This window comes from Sodalis sp. RH21 (assembly GCF_047324175.1).
GTDB lineage: Bacteria > Pseudomonadota > Gammaproteobacteria > Enterobacterales > Enterobacteriaceae > Acerihabitans.
Map to the genome: position 1 here is coordinate 2,221,283 of NZ_CP178732.1, position 15,830 is coordinate 2,237,112.

Annotated in this window: 15 protein-coding genes and 1 pseudogene; 2 read left to right on the forward strand and 14 right to left on the reverse strand. The window is 56.3% G+C overall.

The genetic code is table 11. The features are described 5' to 3' along the window. Positions 1-3: 3 nt before the first annotated feature. Entirely contained in the window at positions 4-666 is a 663-nt protein-coding gene (locus ACL2XP_RS10140; protein ID WP_413730080.1) for a hypothetical protein, read from the reverse strand. 1,007 nt (positions 667-1,673) lie between these two features. On the opposite strand from ACL2XP_RS10140, the gene ACL2XP_RS10145 reads away from it, so the two are divergent. Next, positions 1,674-2,093 carry a GNAT family N-acetyltransferase gene (locus ACL2XP_RS10145; RefSeq protein WP_413730081.1) on the forward strand — a complete coding sequence of 140 codons (420 nt, stop codon included), beginning with the start codon at positions 1,674-1,676 and terminating at the stop codon, positions 2,091-2,093. A gap of 198 nt (positions 2,094-2,291) precedes the next feature. Here ACL2XP_RS10145 and ACL2XP_RS10150 read toward each other — a convergent pair whose 3' ends face one another. Continuing rightward, the gene (locus tag ACL2XP_RS10150) at positions 2,292-2,543 is read right to left on the reverse strand and encodes a hypothetical protein (protein WP_413730082.1); all 252 of its coding nucleotides are present in this window, start codon (positions 2,541-2,543) and stop codon (positions 2,292-2,294) included. A gap of 1,083 nt (positions 2,544-3,626) precedes the next feature. Here ACL2XP_RS10150 and ACL2XP_RS10155 point away from each other — a divergent pair. Then, positions 3,627-4,224 (forward strand): annotated as a pseudogene (locus ACL2XP_RS10155) (gfo/Idh/MocA family oxidoreductase); the annotation flags it as partial. Positions 4,225-4,861: 637 nt separating this feature from the next. Here the strand turns inward: ACL2XP_RS10155 and ACL2XP_RS10160 are convergent. The 12 genes from ACL2XP_RS10160 to ACL2XP_RS10215 form a co-directional block, all read right to left on the reverse strand. Then, positions 4,862-5,866 carry a FecCD family ABC transporter permease gene (locus tag ACL2XP_RS10160; protein ID WP_413730083.1) on the reverse strand — a complete coding sequence of 335 codons (1,005 nt, stop codon included), beginning with the start codon at positions 5,864-5,866 and terminating at the stop codon, positions 4,862-4,864. A gap of 64 nt (positions 5,867-5,930) precedes the next feature. Then, the gene (locus tag ACL2XP_RS10165; RefSeq protein WP_413730084.1) at positions 5,931-6,902 is read right to left on the reverse strand and encodes an ABC transporter substrate-binding protein; all 972 of its coding nucleotides are present in this window, start codon (positions 6,900-6,902) and stop codon (positions 5,931-5,933) included. A gap of 29 nt (positions 6,903-6,931) precedes the next feature. Beyond that, complete coding sequence (locus tag ACL2XP_RS10170; RefSeq protein WP_413730085.1) at positions 6,932-7,741, reverse strand: ABC transporter ATP-binding protein; 810 nt, start codon at positions 7,739-7,741, stop codon at positions 6,932-6,934. 99 nt (positions 7,742-7,840) lie between these two features. After that, the gene (locus tag ACL2XP_RS10175; RefSeq protein ID WP_413730086.1) at positions 7,841-9,373 is read right to left on the reverse strand and encodes a sugar ABC transporter ATP-binding protein; all 1,533 of its coding nucleotides are present in this window, start codon (positions 9,371-9,373) and stop codon (positions 7,841-7,843) included. A gap of 155 nt (positions 9,374-9,528) precedes the next feature. Then, on the reverse strand, positions 9,529-10,752 hold the full coding sequence (locus ACL2XP_RS10180) for a sugar ABC transporter substrate-binding protein (protein WP_413732592.1): 1,224 nt from the start codon (positions 10,750-10,752) through the stop codon (positions 9,529-9,531). Positions 10,753-10,801: 49 nt separating this feature from the next. Further along, positions 10,802-11,836 carry an ABC transporter permease gene (locus ACL2XP_RS10185; protein WP_413730088.1) on the reverse strand — a complete coding sequence of 345 codons (1,035 nt, stop codon included), beginning with the start codon at positions 11,834-11,836 and terminating at the stop codon, positions 10,802-10,804. After that, positions 11,833-12,843: an ABC transporter permease gene (locus ACL2XP_RS10190; RefSeq protein WP_413730089.1), complete on the reverse strand. Its 1,011-nt coding sequence runs from the start codon at positions 12,841-12,843 to the stop codon at positions 11,833-11,835. Before ACL2XP_RS10190 ends, ACL2XP_RS10185 begins: the two co-directional genes overlap by 4 nt. Before the next feature lie 137 nt (positions 12,844-12,980). Beyond that, positions 12,981-13,466, reverse strand: a complete 486-nt coding sequence (locus tag ACL2XP_RS10195) for a nitrile hydratase accessory protein (protein ID WP_413730090.1) — start codon at positions 13,464-13,466, stop codon at positions 12,981-12,983. Between the two features lie 12 nt (positions 13,467-13,478). Continuing rightward, entirely contained in the window at positions 13,479-13,832 is a 354-nt protein-coding gene (locus ACL2XP_RS10200) for an SH3-like domain-containing protein (protein ID WP_413730091.1), read from the reverse strand. Further along, positions 13,829-14,146 carry a hypothetical protein gene (locus ACL2XP_RS10205; protein WP_413730092.1) on the reverse strand — a complete coding sequence of 106 codons (318 nt, stop codon included), beginning with the start codon at positions 14,144-14,146 and terminating at the stop codon, positions 13,829-13,831. The genes ACL2XP_RS10200 and ACL2XP_RS10205 overlap by 4 nt, the downstream gene beginning before the upstream one ends. Positions 14,147-14,173: 27 nt before the next feature. Beyond that, positions 14,174-14,785: a nitrile hydratase subunit alpha gene (nthA, locus tag ACL2XP_RS10210; RefSeq protein ID WP_413730093.1), complete on the reverse strand. Its 612-nt coding sequence runs from the start codon at positions 14,783-14,785 to the stop codon at positions 14,174-14,176. 410 nt (positions 14,786-15,195) lie between these two features. Then, positions 15,196-15,774: an ANTAR domain-containing response regulator gene (locus ACL2XP_RS10215; RefSeq protein ID WP_413730094.1), complete on the reverse strand. Its 579-nt coding sequence runs from the start codon at positions 15,772-15,774 to the stop codon at positions 15,196-15,198. Between the last annotated feature and the right edge of the window lie 56 nt (positions 15,775-15,830).

The following is a 15,830-nucleotide window of genomic DNA, read 5'->3' on the forward strand; positions in this document are numbered from 1 at the left end:
ACGCTAGCGCAGTCCCCGATTTAGCGCACAGCCAATGAGATTTCCGGCCAGTCGACCTTCAGCCTGGTTCCTGTTGAATTCAATGTTCATATGCAGCAATGACAGCGTCAGCTGCTTCGATATAACCGGCGCCTCCAGGCCCCTCAGTGATCCGGTGCTGGGCGTGGGGATCTCATGCAGGTATTGGCGCACGGTGCTGATGCCCACCGAATGTGGGAAGAAACTGAACATGAGGGCGTCGTTGGTGGAATCTTCCGTGTAGAGAACCGTCTCCGGCCGGGAGTCGATGTCCACGCCGGACATGTCGGCCAGTATGCGTCGTGTCATGGCCAGCTTGTCATAGTCACCCAGCCAGCCCAGTATCCACAGATTGTTGATCGTGGTATGCGTACCTACGGCCCGCAAGCGATCGGCCAGACGGTGGGCAGTAGCCTTGTCACCCGGCCGCGCAAACGCCAGGCCGGTCAACCGAAATAGCTGATCGTCGGCGAAAGTGACATCCGGTATTGCATCCTTCACCTTTAAGGCTATGTCGTCCAGCCGGGTGCGTATGCCCGGCAGGTCTTCCGCTGCGTGCCAGAATTCGCGCATTACGCCATGGCCATTCGATGCGCGCTGGGAAAATAGGCTACCGTTCTCACCGATCACGCAATCGACCGACCACATCCTGGCCATCTGATCGCACTAGCCCGCAGGCGCCGTGGTGACGGGTATAACTTTTACCCCCATCGCCTGTAATCGTTCGAGCGCCGCATAGGGCGTTGCGGCTAGCCTGCCCCGGTAAATCAACGTTTCATCCATATCAGTCAGGATGAAACGTACCGAGCGAAATGCATCGGCTGGGGCGGTAGAGAGGGGTAGTAGCATTGTTGCCTCGCTTGTTTCAGGTGTCGTTTTATGGCGGATAACGGAATCATGGCGCCATGTCACGGCCTTTAGGCTTCCGGGCTTTGCAGACAACTGAATATGAGTTGCTTGCAAAACTAAGGCCGTACAGCTTATAAGCCTGCCTATTCAACTCACGGCGCCGGTGGCACCTCATGAGTCGCCTACTGCGTTTCCCTTGCACCGGCCGCGTGTCCCGGCGTTAAGAATAACCAGCGGAAAACATGAAACAGCACCGGCCCGGGTAGCGCCAGCCGATACGAAGATATCTGTGGGTTTTGTTTTATTGGAAAAAATCGATGCTTTCCGGCCATATCGACAAGGTGACATCAAAACACATTATCATAACTGAGGCATATTGATATTCATGATCTGTATCCTGCAGGCAATCTGACACGGGACATGCACTGTAAACAAGCGGTTTTCGCCTGAACCCAACCAGATTATCTCATTGCGGCGATCGGTCGTTGATGATTACTCATTTCATTATGGCCCAAGGTTTCCAGTTGCCGCTGCGGGAGTATGCGGGGTAGTCACAGGCCCAGTCGGCGAGAATAAATCGTTAACTAATGCTTTCTTTATAGATGCAATATCAAAAGGGAGTATTGACAGCGATAATCTGGGTGCGTTATTTTTTACCCCCATCATATGATGTGTGAAGTAAAGAACAATGCCTCAACCGTAGGGTCCGAAAGGAGGGTAACTCCCACTATGTTATATAAGACAACAAATAAAAATAATGAGTATTAATTTCCTCAGAAAAAATCAGTATTATAAGGAGTCGATAAATGAAGGTCACACTCCACCATGAAATTCCTGGCGCAGATGAATACAATGCCTTGCGGATAGCTCTGGGGTGGGGAAGTTCAGCGCCAGATATAACCATCTTAGCTTTACAACGTTCGCTTTTCTCGGTCACTTTGCGGCAGTCCGGGCAACTGGTCGGTATGGCACGTGTGATCGGTGACGGTGGCCTAGCCTTTTATATCCAGGATGTGATAGTTACTGAACGTCTGCGCGGACAAGGATACGGAAAACGATTAATGGATGAAGTCATGGTGTTCTTACATGGCACGGCGCAGTCAGGCTCCGTGATAGGGTTAATGGCGGCGCTGGGGAAAGATGCGTTTTATACTCGATATGGATTCAACCGTCGCCCTAATGAATTTCAGGGGTCCGGTATGACGCAATTTCCAAGTGAATGGTAGCTTCAACCTTTTATGAATGCGCGAGCTCAGGTGTTTATTGAGCTTTAGGTATTGATTGGTTATATGGCTGTGATACCTTGGCTTATCTATTGTTATAGCCGTTTTTGGCATTCGCTCGATTCTCAAAACAGGCAATTTTTATTTGATTAACATTGCATAGCGATAAAACGACCTAATTGCTTCACGCTGTCTTTGCTACTACTCCAGACGGTAATAGTTTCCAGATGGTAATAGTTGAAATTTTTGTGGTTCTGAGGTGGCACATAATATCAATGAAGCATCAGCAAAAGCAGCGGTGGCTGCAGTATCGTCACCAAAAATCAAAAACTCCAGTGATGATTTAAGAACACCATTTTCATTGAACGCCGATTCAATCGCCAAGCGTTCGGCCAGGATGGCATTGATGCCTGCATGAACAATATCCGTCGGAATACCCTGGCGCCACTCCACTAGGCTGAGTAATTCATTGTGCCAGCCGGTTTTTTTAATTGCGCAATGGCCGCATTCAGACGGGCTACATCGCTGAGTTCCGGTCCAAAGTCAGAACAAATTTCCCATAAGTTTTGCAATTTTTTAGGCAGATTGGACATCGGGCCATTTTTTTTGCCTAAATTTTGCAGCAACAGTATTTCGGCGGCGACCCCCTGGGGAAGCGTTTTTGTCGCTGCGCGCCGTCAAGCCAGCGCATCAAAAAAAGATGGTCCGTGAGGGCATTACCCGCGCGCCCATCCTGCCGTGCTAAATTCAGCGCCACCAGGGCAAAAATGAAAAATGAGCTAAAAAACCGGCAACCTCTTCAGTTAGTTCCTGGTTCTGTGAAGGTGGCATATTTTTCCTTAACTCAACTCATCATAAATTGATTCTCTCTAATAAGGTAGTGTACGGTGACGTAAGGCAAGGATAAACCACCAATCTGAATATTCTTCCCTGGATGGAAAAAATTGTGCATATCAAAGCCCTTTTCTTGAGGAATTTGTTAGATATATTGTGTTCAGGCGGTTGGGCAATACTGTCCTTCTGAAAGCCTGAAGTTGACCTGAGTAACCTGATACCGGTGTCGTGATAAAGAAAAAGGGTTCAGATGAAATCATGGTGCGAGTTATTTAACCCAGTAATGGCGCTGGATATAGGGTCGCAAAACACATCTAATCTGTACTTGTATCACCTGGGGCCTCTATAAAGATGATCTGGACACTCATCTGGCTCATCCAGCGATGAGACGGACGGCAGCCACGCTTGTCTCTGTCGCCATCCCTTGAAGAAGGAATCCAGAGTAGCGCGGTCCGCGAACGTGGGAACATACAGATTCGCTTTGTCTTTTTTTCTGTACTCATCTTTTCTGGAATATTCAGAAGAAAATGAGCAAGGAAGTCGTACGGTATCTTTTAGTGCTATACGGGTAATATGGAACCAATGTTGATGGCACTTGGTAAATACTGGCTGATAAAAATAGGCCTGCCCCGGTATCACAGATAGGAATTATTGCAGAGTTAGATAACATAGCAGGTTAAGAAAATACAAAAGAATGATTGAATGAATTATGTCCCTGGTGGAATAGCACAGACGGTTGTCAAAGCGGGAGAATTCGTATTTGTCGTCGCTGCATTAGTATACGGACATGTTTACGGTATGAGAAATGGCTTAATTGAGGCGAGCTCGGCCCTCAAATATGTTTACAATCCTGGTGCGGAGAAAGTAAAAAAATTGTGAGGCATTATCCGCAGATCGAGGCCGCTGAATTGCTGGCGCAGATCTTTGCCGATGAAAAATTAAGCTTGTTGCCGCTGCGGTAATTCCGTTATAGAGATATGAGCTGGGTCTGAAAGTCATGGCGATAGGCAAGGATTACGATAGGCAGGGATTACTTTACGGATAAAGCACCAGTGACCACGCTTGAACAATTCGAACATGCAAAAGCCATGGTCAGCAAGACCGGCAAAAAATATGTGGTGTACTATAGCGAGCGATTACATGGAGAAAGCGCGGTTTTTGCGTTCAGATCATCAAAGTCGGGGCAATAAGCAACGTCATCCAGACGCTGGGCACCGGGTCGCATCGGGACGGTCACCTGGGACGGCCAGATTGGATTTATGAGCGCCGCTATTTTTTTTGCGGTATACTCTGCGATATTGCATGAGAGGTGGTCCCGGAATTGATGGTGATGTTAAAATATTGTTTAATATGGAAATTTATTCATCAGGTTTTGTATTAATCCCCGATTAAAGCCCCCAGGTCAAATGATTTTAGTTTTGCGATATTTATAAAAAAAAGTACAATATTTTTAAATCAATCTTTTTCTCTGTAGGCAATTCGTCGAATTATTGGTAACTTAGTAGAAAAATTTAGAAGAAAAATGGCTTTTCATCCGAAAAGCAAAAATCATTATTACAGTCATTTATGGCAAGTTTAATACAGCTTCGACTTTACTGATGTTTTCAAAAAAACGAGGCATATGGTTAGTAGAATGGTCATCAGTAATAAATTTATTTATTTTGTTAAAAGAATCAGTGATTGCCGTTTGCACATCAGGAAGGCTAACCAAAGGAATGATTATTGCTCAATCTAAAGTAAATCACCGTTCTTTTTGTAAACTTTCGCAATGTAGATATTTCGGCCATGAAGAATTATCTTTTTATCTTGTCCCATCTAATACGTTGCTTCCATTCTTCTTAGGCAATTTAAACATAACTGATACAAATTAACACTATTTATCAATAAAACATTTTTTTAAGGATTCCGTCATCGATTGCACGGGATCTTTAGGACTTTTAATCACTCCTGAGTAGCAGCGCGAGCACAAACACCGCGCCGACGCCGGCGGTAATAATACCGATAGGCAGCTCTTGGGGCGCTAACAGACAGCGGCTGAGCAAATCGCCCGCCGACATCAGCACCGCGCCCAGCACTGCCACCAGGGGCAATAGACACCGGTGGCGCACGCCCGCCAGCGGCCTTGCCAGGTGGGGCACCATCAGGCCGATAAACCCGATGACGCCGGTCAGGGCGACAAACAGGGCCGTGGCGAACGCGCAGCATAGAAATACTTCGATGCGCAATACGGTGACGTTGATGCCCATCGACACCGCGCTTTGTTCCCCGGCCAGCAGGGCGTCCAGCGAGCGCCAGCGCAGGGCGGCCAGCGCGCCCAGCAGGCATAACCCCGCCAGCGCAAAACCGATATTGTCCCAGCGGGCCAGCCCCAGCCCGCCCAGGGACCAGAACAGGATGGAACTGGCCGCCCGCTGGTCGCCTGAGAACACCAGGAAGTTGGTGAGGGCGCCGAACAGGAACGAGACCGCCAGGCCGGAGAGCACCAGCCGCGCCGCGCCGCGCGACTTCTGCTGTAAAAACAACAAGATGACGGCCAACGCCGACACGATGCCGCCAACAAAGGCCGCCACCGGCAATGCCCAGTCTCCCAGCCGATCGCCCAGGCGGGTCATTACCGCCACCGCGCCGGCGGAGGCGCCGGAGGAGAGGCCGAACAAAAAGGGATCGGCCAGATCGTTGCGGGTGGTGGTTTGCAATAACGCGCCGACCATGGCGAGGCCGGCGCCGGTTAACATCGCCAGCAGGCTCCTGGGCAGGCGGATTTCCAGCACGATCCGCGACACCATCGGCTCGGCCCGTCCCGTTCCCGCTCCCAGCGCCGACAGTATTTCATCCGGCGTGAGCGAAGTACTACCAAACACCACGTTGGCCATGCCCATGATGACCAAGGTCAGCAATGCCGCCGTCATGATTAGCGCAAATCCGCGGCTCCGTTGCTTCATGAACGGCTATCCTTCATCAAATACTGTCTCTCATTAAATACTGTCTCGCATAAAACGCCATTTCTCACTGAAAACGGTCGGGATACAGCGCCCGGGCCAATTGGCTGATGGCTTCGATGTTGGCCGGTCCCGGCGTCAGCTGCGCATATTGCAACTTCAGGTAGCGGTGGTTCATCACCGCCGGGGTGTGCTTCATCAGGGGGTGGCGCTCGAGGAAGTCCCGCAGCGTCTGCGCGCCGCCGCCCGTTTGGTAATCCAGCAGAACGATCAGGTCCGGCTCGGCGGTGGCCACGCTTTCCCAGGAGGTGGTGCCCCAGTTGGTGTCCAGGGTATCCATCACATTACGTCCGCCCGCGGCCTCGATCAGCGCGGTAGGCATGGCATAACGACCGCTGGTAAACGGTTTATCCTCGCCGGAATCATACACGAACACCTTTAACGGCGGGCGCTGGCCGATAGTTTGCCGCAGCGCGGCGAGCTGCGCTTTCCAGCCGTCGACCAGCGTTTGCGCGCGCTCCGCCTGGCCAAAAATCTTGCCCAGGTTCAGTATATCGCCGTACAACAGATCCATCGTGGCTTTCTGTTTTTGCCGGCCGATATGCACGCAGCTTTCGGTCAACACCAGCGTCGGCACGCCGAAACGGGCCAGCGATTGCGGCGTCACCTCGCCGCCTACCTTCATACCATAATTCCAGCCGGCAAAAAAGAAGTCGGGATTGACCGCCAGCAGGTTTTCCAGGGTAGGGTATTTGGGCGCCAGCTCCGGAATGCCGCCCAGCTGGCGGGTGAATTCCGGCGTCGCCTTATACCAGCCGGTAATCCCCGTCACGCCGCGGATGTGCGGTTGCAATTCCAGGGCAAACGCCATTTCCGTCATATTCAAATCATGAATGACCGCACGCTGCGGGGCCTGCGTAAAGGTCAGCGGTTGTCCGCAGCTGGAGACCGTGACCGGGAAACCCGAGGCCTGCGCCGCCGCCGTCACCAGCAGGCTCAACGCGGCCGAAAGCAGAGACTTGTTCGGATACTTCTTCATACAGAGTTGTCCTCAGGTTAACCAGGCGGTTACGCGCGTAATGATGCTTCGAAAATTTTTAACGGCTGTCCGGTGGCGGGGTGCGCCACCGTAAAACTGCGCATGCCGAACACCGGTTCGATACAAGACGATACCAGCGCCCGTTCCGGCGTATCGCAGCACACCAGGCGTCCGTGCTGCAGCACCGCCACCCGCTCGGCAAAGGATTCAATCAGCGTAAGATCGTGCAGCACGGCGATGGTGGCGATGCCCCGTGCGCGCACCAGGCCGAGCAGCTGGGCCCGGGCCAGCGGATCGAGATGATTGGTCGGCTCATCAAGCAGCAGCACCCGGGGCGTTTGCGCGAACGCGCGCGCCAGTCCGGCCCGCTGAAGCTCCCCGCCCGACAGGGTGCCCAGCAGCCGGCGGCGCAGCGTGGGTAAACCGGTGTCTTCTATGGCCTGGTTAACGATCTCCTCATGTTGCCGCGCGCTAAAATCCGCATAGTGCGGCAATCGCCCCAGCCCGACGTATTCGGCCACCGTTAGCCGCAGGTCGGGCGTATCGTTTTGCGCCAGCAGCGCGATGCTGCGTGCGCGCGCCTGCCTGGACAAGCTGCCCAGCGGCCGACCATCGAGCAGGATCTGCCCGGACGCCAACCCGATTTCGCCGATAATGGCGCGCAGCAGCGTGGATTTGCCGCTGCCGTTGGGGCCGATCACCGCCAGGCAGTGATGATGGTTAAGCGTCAGGCTCACGCCCCGCAGCGCCGCCGGGCAGCCGTGGGCTCCGGCGGTAACGTCCTGCAGCTCAAGCAGCGGAGTGCCCAGGTTTAATTGTGATGTTATATCATTACTCATGGGCGTATTATGCATGAATATTTTTCTTCTGGTTAAAAAAATAACGCGACCCTGGCGACGTCGCGGGTTTTCAGCCCATCGGACCGGCATAGCGCCGGTTTATCCGGCGGCGTTGCCCGTCATCAGCCCGACCATCTCGCCTTCATCCAGCTGGTCGCGCGGCAAATCCGCCACGATACGGCCACGATACATAACCAGGCTCCGATCGACCAGCGTTTGCAGCTCGGCCAGATCCGTGGAGTAGATCAGGATTGCGCCGCCTTGGTCCGCGAACGCCTTAATGGCCTGGTAGATCACCTCTTTGGTACCCACGTCCACCCCGCGCGTGGGATCAAACAGCAGCAGCGTGCTGGCGCCGGTCAGCAGGGCGCGGGCAATCAAGGCTTTTTGCTGGTTTCCGCCGGAGAGCGCGCTGATTTTAAAGGATAAATACCGCTCGTCCAGTTCCACCTGCGGCGCCACGCGCCCGACCGCCTGGCGCTCCTGGTCCCGGCGGATAAGCCCCAGCCGGCTAAAACGGTGCAGCACGGATTGGGTGATATTGGCGCCGGCCGACAGGGTAGGAAAAATGCCTTCGCTTTTGCGATCCTCCGGCACAAAGGCAATGCCGCCGTATTTACGCAGCGCATCGCGTGGGCTGCGCAATATCACCTCGCGGTCGCGCAGCAGCATTTGTCCCGCACTGTGGCGCATTAGGCCCGCCAGGGTGCGGAACAGTTCCCTCTGTCCCTGGCCTTCCAGGCCCGCCACGCCGAGAATTTCCCCTCGCCGCAGTTCAAAAGAAATATCGCTGAAATTCTGCCCGCCCAAATCGTTGGCCGTAAGCGCCGCGCTCTGCGGGTGCGACGGCGCGGCGCGCCCGCGCGCGCGCTCGTGCGTCGCCCGGCGCCCCACCATCATCTCGAAAATATCGGCGTTGGTCACCTGTTTCAGATCCACCGTCGAGATGGTTTTACCGCTGCGCAGTACCATGGCATGGCTGGCGATTTCCCGGATTTCCGCCAGCCGGTGCGAAATATAGAGTACGGCGGTGCCCATGGCGGTGAGCCGGCGCACCAGGCGAAACAGCCAGTCTACGTCGGCCAGGGCGCCGGTGGGCTCGTCCAGCAGCAGCAGCCGGGGGCGATAGTGCATGGCGCGAACGATTTCCACCCGCTGGCGCGCGGCCAGGGAGAGCGTTTCAACGTTGGCATGCGGCGAAATATCCTGTACGTCGTGATCGGCCAAAATGGCTTCGGCGCGGCGCGCCATCAGTTTTGACGAAGTGAGAAAAAACCGTTGTTTCAGGGAGCTCGGCAGGAAAAAATTCTGGGCGACGCTGAGATTAGGCAACAGGCTGAGCTCTTGGAACGCGGTGCTGACGCCGATATGACGGGCCTGGAGCAGTGAACTCGGCGCATAGTCCCGTCCCTCCAGGCTCATGGTGCCGGTATTGGGCGTCACCACCCCCGAGAGGATTTTTACCAGCGTTGATTTCCCGGCGCCGTTTTCCCCCAGGATGGCCTGTACCTGCCCGGGTTCGATAGTCAATGAGACGCTCTCCAGCGCCACGGTGGCGCCATAGGATTTTGATACCGAGGACAGGCGCATGCCTTGCGCGCCTGCTGCCGGTTGAGTGAGGGATGGTTGCATGGATTGCGGTCTCCTGTCCCGATGGCGCGCGGCCACCGGTAAAATGGTATGAAGGTGCTGGCCAATCTTGCCGCCACCCGGGCGCAACACGCCGTGTTTACGCGAGGAGCCGGTGCGGACTCCCGTTGACACGCCGGGGTTACGCCCGGGACGTCTTAGGGCTTGACCGTGGGCTGGACCTTGGTCAGCTTGTACTGGTCCGGCGCCGCCTGGCAGCGTTCGCAGTTGATGCCGGGTTCATCCGCGGCCCTGATTATTTCCGCCGGCAAAGGCTGGATGGTCGTTCCCGGCGTGGGCACGCCCTTGAGCGCCGAATCCAGGGTGATTTCCGGCAGGAATTCCGGGTGATAGATCTCGGTTGAGAAACCCTCCGGCACCAGATTGGCCGCGAACACATTACAGCCGTCGGCAATGACGCCGCCCTGGCACAGTTTCATCTGGTCGGCGGTGACCCAGGGGAGCGGATATTCGATATTGGTCGGTTCCAGTTGGCGTTTACCGGTCAAGACCTCCATCATCAGCTTAAATGCGTAGCCGGCGGTGGCGGGTGGCGAGCCGGCGGAGACGCCGCTCAGGCCGCGCTTGCGGTAATCGGCATCCAGGAAACCAAGACGAAAGCCGTTCATGTTTTCCCCCATGATGGGCATCATCCGGCCTTTACGGTCGGCTACGGCGTTTAACACGCCGGCTTCGCCCAGCTCGGACCAGATGCCGTCCACATCCGGATGGGCCGCCAGGGCCTTGGCGGTTTCCCGTTGGCTGATGCGGTCGTCCCAATAGCCATAATATTCCGAGACCACCGAAATCCCCGGATACTGTTTGAATATATGCATGGCGCCGTCGAAATGGCGTTTATCCACCGAGGTGCCGGGCACGCCGCGATTCATAAATATTTTTCCTTTGCCGCCCAGTTCATTCACTAATTGCTGGGCCATGTTTTCCCCCGCGCCGGCTGAAATATAACTGATGTTGTAGGCGCATTTTTCCGTTACCGTGGAATCAAACATGAAAAATTTCACGCCCTGGCTGCAGCCGCGCCGGATCACCCGGTTCAAGGCGGTGGGCGATATCGGGAAACTGATGATTCCGTCCGCTTTGGCGGCAATCATACTTTCATAAGCCGATATCTGCGCCTGCGGATCGGTACCGGAAATCACCTCTTGCAAATCCACCATTTTGTCATAGGGCGGCGTTTTCGCCAGCGACTTGATAATATTCGCCGTCTCGCTCATCCAGTTATTTCCGCTATAACTCAGGCTCAGGAATATTTTATATTTTTTCGGTGCGTCTTCCGCCTGCGCCGCTGAAAAATAACCTGATAACCCCATTAAAATGACGGCTGCGGCCGCACATCTTTTAAGACGTGTTTGCATTAACATAGTCACTCCCGATCGATTTGTTAAGTTGATTTCACATGTTTGGCGTTAATTAACGTTTAAATAAAGCCCTGGTCTTTCCTGATAATAAAATAAGTGAATTCGCCGAGCCGGACTGGCATAACAGGGCGACGGTAATAATCGCCCCGGAGACAATCAGCCGCCAGCCCTGGCCGAGGCTGGTGGCGGCAATCACCGAGTCCACGGTGGTTAAAAACAGCGACCCGGCGATGGTGCCGATAAACGTGCCTTTGCCGCCCAGTATCGAGGAGCCGCCTACCACCACCGCGGCAATGGAGGGCAGCATGTAGGGGTCGCCCATGCGCAGGGTGGCGCCGTCGGAATAGCCGGTGAGCAGCGCGCCGCCCAGGGCCGCGCACAGCCCGCTCAGGGCATAGGCGGCAACGGTGGCCGCGCCGACCGGGATGCCGCCGACCTTGGCCGCGCCCGGGCTGCATCCCAGCGCGTACAGGTTGCGTCCAAACACCGTGCGCGTCTGGATCACGATCCCCAGCACGCTGAAAACCAGGGTGAACAGAACGATGCAGGGGATGCCGAATACGCTGCCCTTGACGATGTCAGCCAACAGCTGGGGCGACGCGCCGAGCGTGCTGCCGCCGGTGGCGCCGAGCGCCAGCGACGCGACGATGATGCCGGTGCCCATGGTCATGATAAACGGCGGGATGCGCAGCAGGGTGATTCCCAGACCGCTGAACGCGCCGATGGCCGCGGCGGACAGCAGGATCAACGGCAGCATATAGGCAATATTGTCGCCGCCGGCACCTATCATGCCCGCCGACATCACGCCGCCGTACATAAACAGCGAGGCCACTGACAGATCCATGCCGCCGGACAGAACCACCAGCCCCTGGCCGAACGCCACCACCAGCAGGAATGAGCCCAGGGTCACGATCATCAGCACCTGCGACCAGGACCCCAGGGACGGGCTTATCAGGCGGGAGGCCAGGATCATTATCACCGTCAGGCCCAGTAATAATACCGGCGCGACCGCCTCGGGACTCATCCGGCCGTTGGCGCGCCGGTCGATACGTCCGGCTTCCGGCGCCGCCAGGGAGATTTTGTTCATGAATGTGCTCCTGTGCGTGGCGAACGGTTAAGCACCTTCTCGCATACGATGGACAGCACCAGCAGTACGCCCTGGAAAAAGCCGATATAGAACGAGGAGACGCCAATGGCGAACAGCATTTTTTGCATTAACAGCAGCACCGCCGCGCCCACCATCGAGCCGAACGCGCCGCCGCGCCCGCCGCTGAGGCTGGTGCCGCCCAGCGCCACCGAGGCAAAGGAGAGCAGCAGAAACGGCAGGCCCGAGTTGGGATCGCCGGTGGCGGTTTGGGCGCTAAGCATAAATCCCGCCGCGCCGTAGAAACAGCCGGCCAGGATAAACGCCTGGCAGCGCTTCCACTTGACGGAGATGCCGGACAGCCCGGCGGCGGTTTCATCGGCGCCCACCGCATAAAAAGCGACGCCGGTGTCGGTACGTTTGATCAGCAGCCAGATCAGGGCAAAAAACGCCAGCACCAGGGCGGACACTGGCAGGATTTGCCACAGCATGCCCGTCAGGCCGTCGCTGATAAACTCCGATACCGAGCCGCCGGGCACCGGCAGCAGGAGCAGGGCGATACCCTGGCCGATAATCATGGTGCCAAGCGTCGCGGCGATGCTCTGGATGCCCCTATAGGCCACCAGATAGCCGTTGAGCAGGCCGATCAGCGCGCCGGCCCCCACGCAGAGCAGCAGGCTGAACAGCGCGCCGCCCGGCCCGTCGAACGGGGCAATGGCGGTGAGTACGTTGGCAATGGAAATGACGCCCACCAGGGATAAATCGAATCCCCTGGTCAGCACCACCAGCGTTTGCCCGGCGGCGGCCAGCGCCAGCGGGGCGGCGTTATTGATCAGGTCAGCGACGGCGTAGGCGCTGAACGCACCGGGCTCCGACCAGCCATACAGCAGATACATGATCATATACACCACCATCGCCAGCGCCGCGCCGCGCAGCGCCGGGAGTTGACCTTTTCCGGGCCGAGGGGAGCCCGGGGGCTTCCGGGGAAGACCCTGCGATACATCACTCATAGTCGAGCGTCCTGTGTGTGTTGGGGCCGGATGGTCAGCCGGGACGGCCGGCAGGAGCATCGTGCCCGCGCCAAGGTGTCCTCTGTGCCATCGTGTTTTCCATGCGGTTTACGCCGTTCCCTGGCGTTATGTCCTGGTCAGCCTGCTCCCGGGACCACCGTAATCGGCGTGGGGATCGGGCGGCCCCCATGCGCGTGGCTGTGATGGTGATGCGCCGCATGCGGGTCGGCGACCCGATCCAGGGCGGCGCACGGATCGATGATATGCGCTACGCGCTGCAGCGATACCGGCTGCCCGTGCGGCGTATGCAAGTAGGCCAGGTGCCACAATGCCTGGCGCGCGTCGACATCCTCGCCGGACAGCAGCGATTTGCCTTGCAGCAGCGTTTCCAGCGCGCCCAGCCACTGGCGATAATAGGCTTCCCCCGGGTTTTCGTCCGGCCGCTGCGGCTGTTCCCTGATGATGCGCGCAAACACCTCTACCCATTCGCTCCAGCGGTAGAGTCCGTTGCGCGACAGCTGCAGCGCGGTGGCGAAAGCTTCGGCCTGCCAGGGCTCGCCGAACGCCATTTCCGGCTCGTCCCCGGCCGTCGTGGCGGGGGAGGATGTGGTTATCGTCGTCATGCTGCGCTCCCCTCAGGTGGCCGGAATAATATAGTCATCCCAAAGATCGAGATAGACGGCGGAATGCCCCCCGGCCTCCTCGCCCCACAGTTCCCGCGCCTCGAAGCGCACGCTGTAGACGTGCTGCGGTTTTTCTCCCTTGCCGTGGGCAAAGGTATCGGGGAACACAAACGAGCCGTGGTGGCGCACCACCGTACCCGTCTTGCCGCGAACATAGCGCGGCAGGCGGGTATGGCCCAGGGGATGAATGTTTTTTGCCTGAACCCGATCGCCGGCGGCGAAACGGATCGGCAGATCGGTAGGACGCACATAGACCGGGTTGGTTGTCACCGCGGCGTAAACCTGCTCTTTTTCCAGGATCTTCATGATGCTTTCTCCTGCTGCGCTAACTGCCGTACCTTGTCTTCCAGTTCTTCCTGGGTAAATAAACCGTTTTCGATGCCCAACGTTTCCATCGCGTGATACCAGTGCACGTAGTAGGGCGTGCTGAGGTATTCAGCGGGATCCATCACCTCGATGGCGTGACGGAATTCGTCGATGGGACACAGGCCGCCGGCAAAATACAGGCCGATGGTGGAAAAGACCTGCTTTTCCCATTCGGCTTTGAAGACCGGTTCGCCGGGGTTGATCGCCACCGGGCCGAGGTTATGCATGCCGCCTACATCATGAATTGAATTCATCGTTCTCTCCTGTTCGTGCTTGGGTTATCAGGCCTGGCCTACGGGGGGCAGCACCGCGGTGCCGATCATCGAGTCGCGGCTGACCAGGGCGGCCAACTGGTCCTCGCTCATGCCTTCGCTGCCGGCCGGCCGCAGCGGCAGGATCATATAGCGGATCTCGGCGTTGCTGTCCCACACCCGGATTTCAACGCTATCCGGCAGCCGCACGTTAAACTCCTCCAGCACCGCGCGGGGCTCCATGACCGCCCGCGAGCGATACTGCGGCGCTTTGTACCACGTGGGCGGCAGGCCCAGGGTAGGCCAGGGATAGCAGGAGCACAGCGTGCACACCACCATGTTGTGGACCGTCGCGGTATTTTCGGCCACGAACATATGGGCGCCTTCCAGGCCGGTAAAACCCAGTTCGGCAATGGCCGCGGTGGCATCATCCAGCAGGCGTTGCTTATAGGACGGATCGCTCCAGGCTTTGGCTACCACCCTGGCGCCGTTCTTCGGACCGAAGCGATGTTCAAAGATATCGATGATTTCATCCACCGCTTCCGCCTTGAGGTAGCCTTTTTCAATCAATAAGGACTGAATGGCTTTAATCCGTAACGTTGGAATATTGGGTGGCGCGGTTGGCTCCAAAATATCGCTCATTGTCTTTCCTCTTGCTTTGTTTTGCGGCCCTTACGCCTGGTAACGCGCGTGGGCCGCGGGAAATACCGCGCAAAAAAAAAGCCCCTGCAACTCTTGCGAGCTGCGGGGGCATCTTTGCCGGCGTTATGTTTACTCTACTACACTAACAATAATGAATATCAACGGGCCTGGACGGCGGAAAAATAACATTCACATGATAATCTTGTTAAGCAATATAGATGCCAATGTGTGACTTGTGTTTTTACTGTTATAAAACAGCCTATTGAATTTTACCTTTGTTACCGGTGCCTCCGCTCGTCCCGAGCTTATTACCTTCTTGTGCTGTTTAAGTGCAGTCCGGTCACCAACGTGGTGCGCGTTGTCTTAATCGGCCCCGGGCTGATGTATGCCGGGAGGGCCGCGTAATGCATCTATTGCATATGGCGCGTTTTCAACATGTGTAACCATTCCTGCTGGCGCGATAAAAAAACGATACAGAATTCCTCCACCGTTTGCTGTTGTTCCGTCGCCAGCCGCCGCAATAATTCATAGGATTGCTGCTCGCTGTAGTTGAATTCCTGGATCAATAATAGCTGCGCCGACAACAGGAAACGACGCGAACGAATGCGAATGTCCTGTTGCCTGAGCGCCGCCAGATGCGCCTGATGGCGTTCAAAATGATGCCGGGCCAGGATGATGGTGGATAAAATGCCGTCGGTCTTTACCGGCTTGCGCAGGCAGCCGTCCACTTCCTGATCGATGACCCAGGACAAGCGGGACGGGGTCTCCAGTCCCATCAGGGCAATTTTAGGCAAAGACGGCCAGGTGCCCTGGCTGATTTGTTTGATCAGGACGCTGTTGTCGGAATCAAAAATCACGCTGTCATAACGATCGCGGAATACGTCATCATGAAAATCCACAAAGCTGTGGCCCTGGACGCCGAGACGCAGAAACTGCAGCAGCAGGTTCTTTTCGTCACGAGGCGCACAGCCGAACAGCGCAATTTTCATCCCTCGCACCATCAGTCGTTTTTTAGCCTCTTGCACTTAACACCTCGCACGGCTCG

What these genes read in the sequence shown, in the direction of transcription:
- nthA (WP_413730093.1), bottom strand. Translation starts at nt 14,785, where the DNA reads ATGAGCGATATTTTGGAGCCAACCGCGCCACCCAATATTCCAACGTTA.
- ACL2XP_RS10195 (WP_413730090.1), bottom strand. Translation starts at nt 13,466, where the DNA reads ATGACGACGATAACCACATCCTCCCCCGCCACGACGGCCGGGGACGAG.
- ACL2XP_RS10180 (WP_413732592.1), bottom strand. Translation starts at nt 10,752, where the DNA reads ATGTTAATGCAAACACGTCTTAAAAGATGTGCGGCCGCAGCCGTCATT.
- ACL2XP_RS10215 (WP_413730094.1), bottom strand. Translation starts at nt 15,774, where the DNA reads ATGAAAATTGCGCTGTTCGGCTGTGCGCCTCGTGACGAAAAGAACCTG.
- ACL2XP_RS10205 (WP_413730092.1), bottom strand. Translation starts at nt 14,146, where the DNA reads ATGAATTCAATTCATGATGTAGGCGGCATGCATAACCTCGGCCCGGTG.
- ACL2XP_RS10165 (WP_413730084.1), bottom strand. Translation starts at nt 6,902, where the DNA reads ATGAAGAAGTATCCGAACAAGTCTCTGCTTTCGGCCGCGTTGAGCCTG.
- ACL2XP_RS10190 (WP_413730089.1), bottom strand. Translation starts at nt 12,843, where the DNA reads ATGAGTGATGTATCGCAGGGTCTTCCCCGGAAGCCCCCGGGCTCCCCT.
- ACL2XP_RS10160 (WP_413730083.1), bottom strand. Translation starts at nt 5,866, where the DNA reads ATGAAGCAACGGAGCCGCGGATTTGCGCTAATCATGACGGCGGCATTG.
- ACL2XP_RS10140 (WP_413730080.1), bottom strand. Translation starts at nt 666, where the DNA reads ATGTGGTCGGTCGATTGCGTGATCGGTGAGAACGGTAGCCTATTTTCC.
- ACL2XP_RS10175 (WP_413730086.1), bottom strand. Translation starts at nt 9,373, where the DNA reads ATGCAACCATCCCTCACTCAACCGGCAGCAGGCGCGCAAGGCATGCGC.
- ACL2XP_RS10200 (WP_413730091.1), bottom strand. Translation starts at nt 13,832, where the DNA reads ATGAAGATCCTGGAAAAAGAGCAGGTTTACGCCGCGGTGACAACCAAC.
- ACL2XP_RS10185 (WP_413730088.1), bottom strand. Translation starts at nt 11,836, where the DNA reads ATGAACAAAATCTCCCTGGCGGCGCCGGAAGCCGGACGTATCGACCGG.
- ACL2XP_RS10145 (WP_413730081.1), top strand. Translation starts at nt 1,674, where the DNA reads ATGAAGGTCACACTCCACCATGAAATTCCTGGCGCAGATGAATACAAT.
- ACL2XP_RS10170 (WP_413730085.1), bottom strand. Translation starts at nt 7,741, where the DNA reads ATGAGTAATGATATAACATCACAATTAAACCTGGGCACTCCGCTGCTT.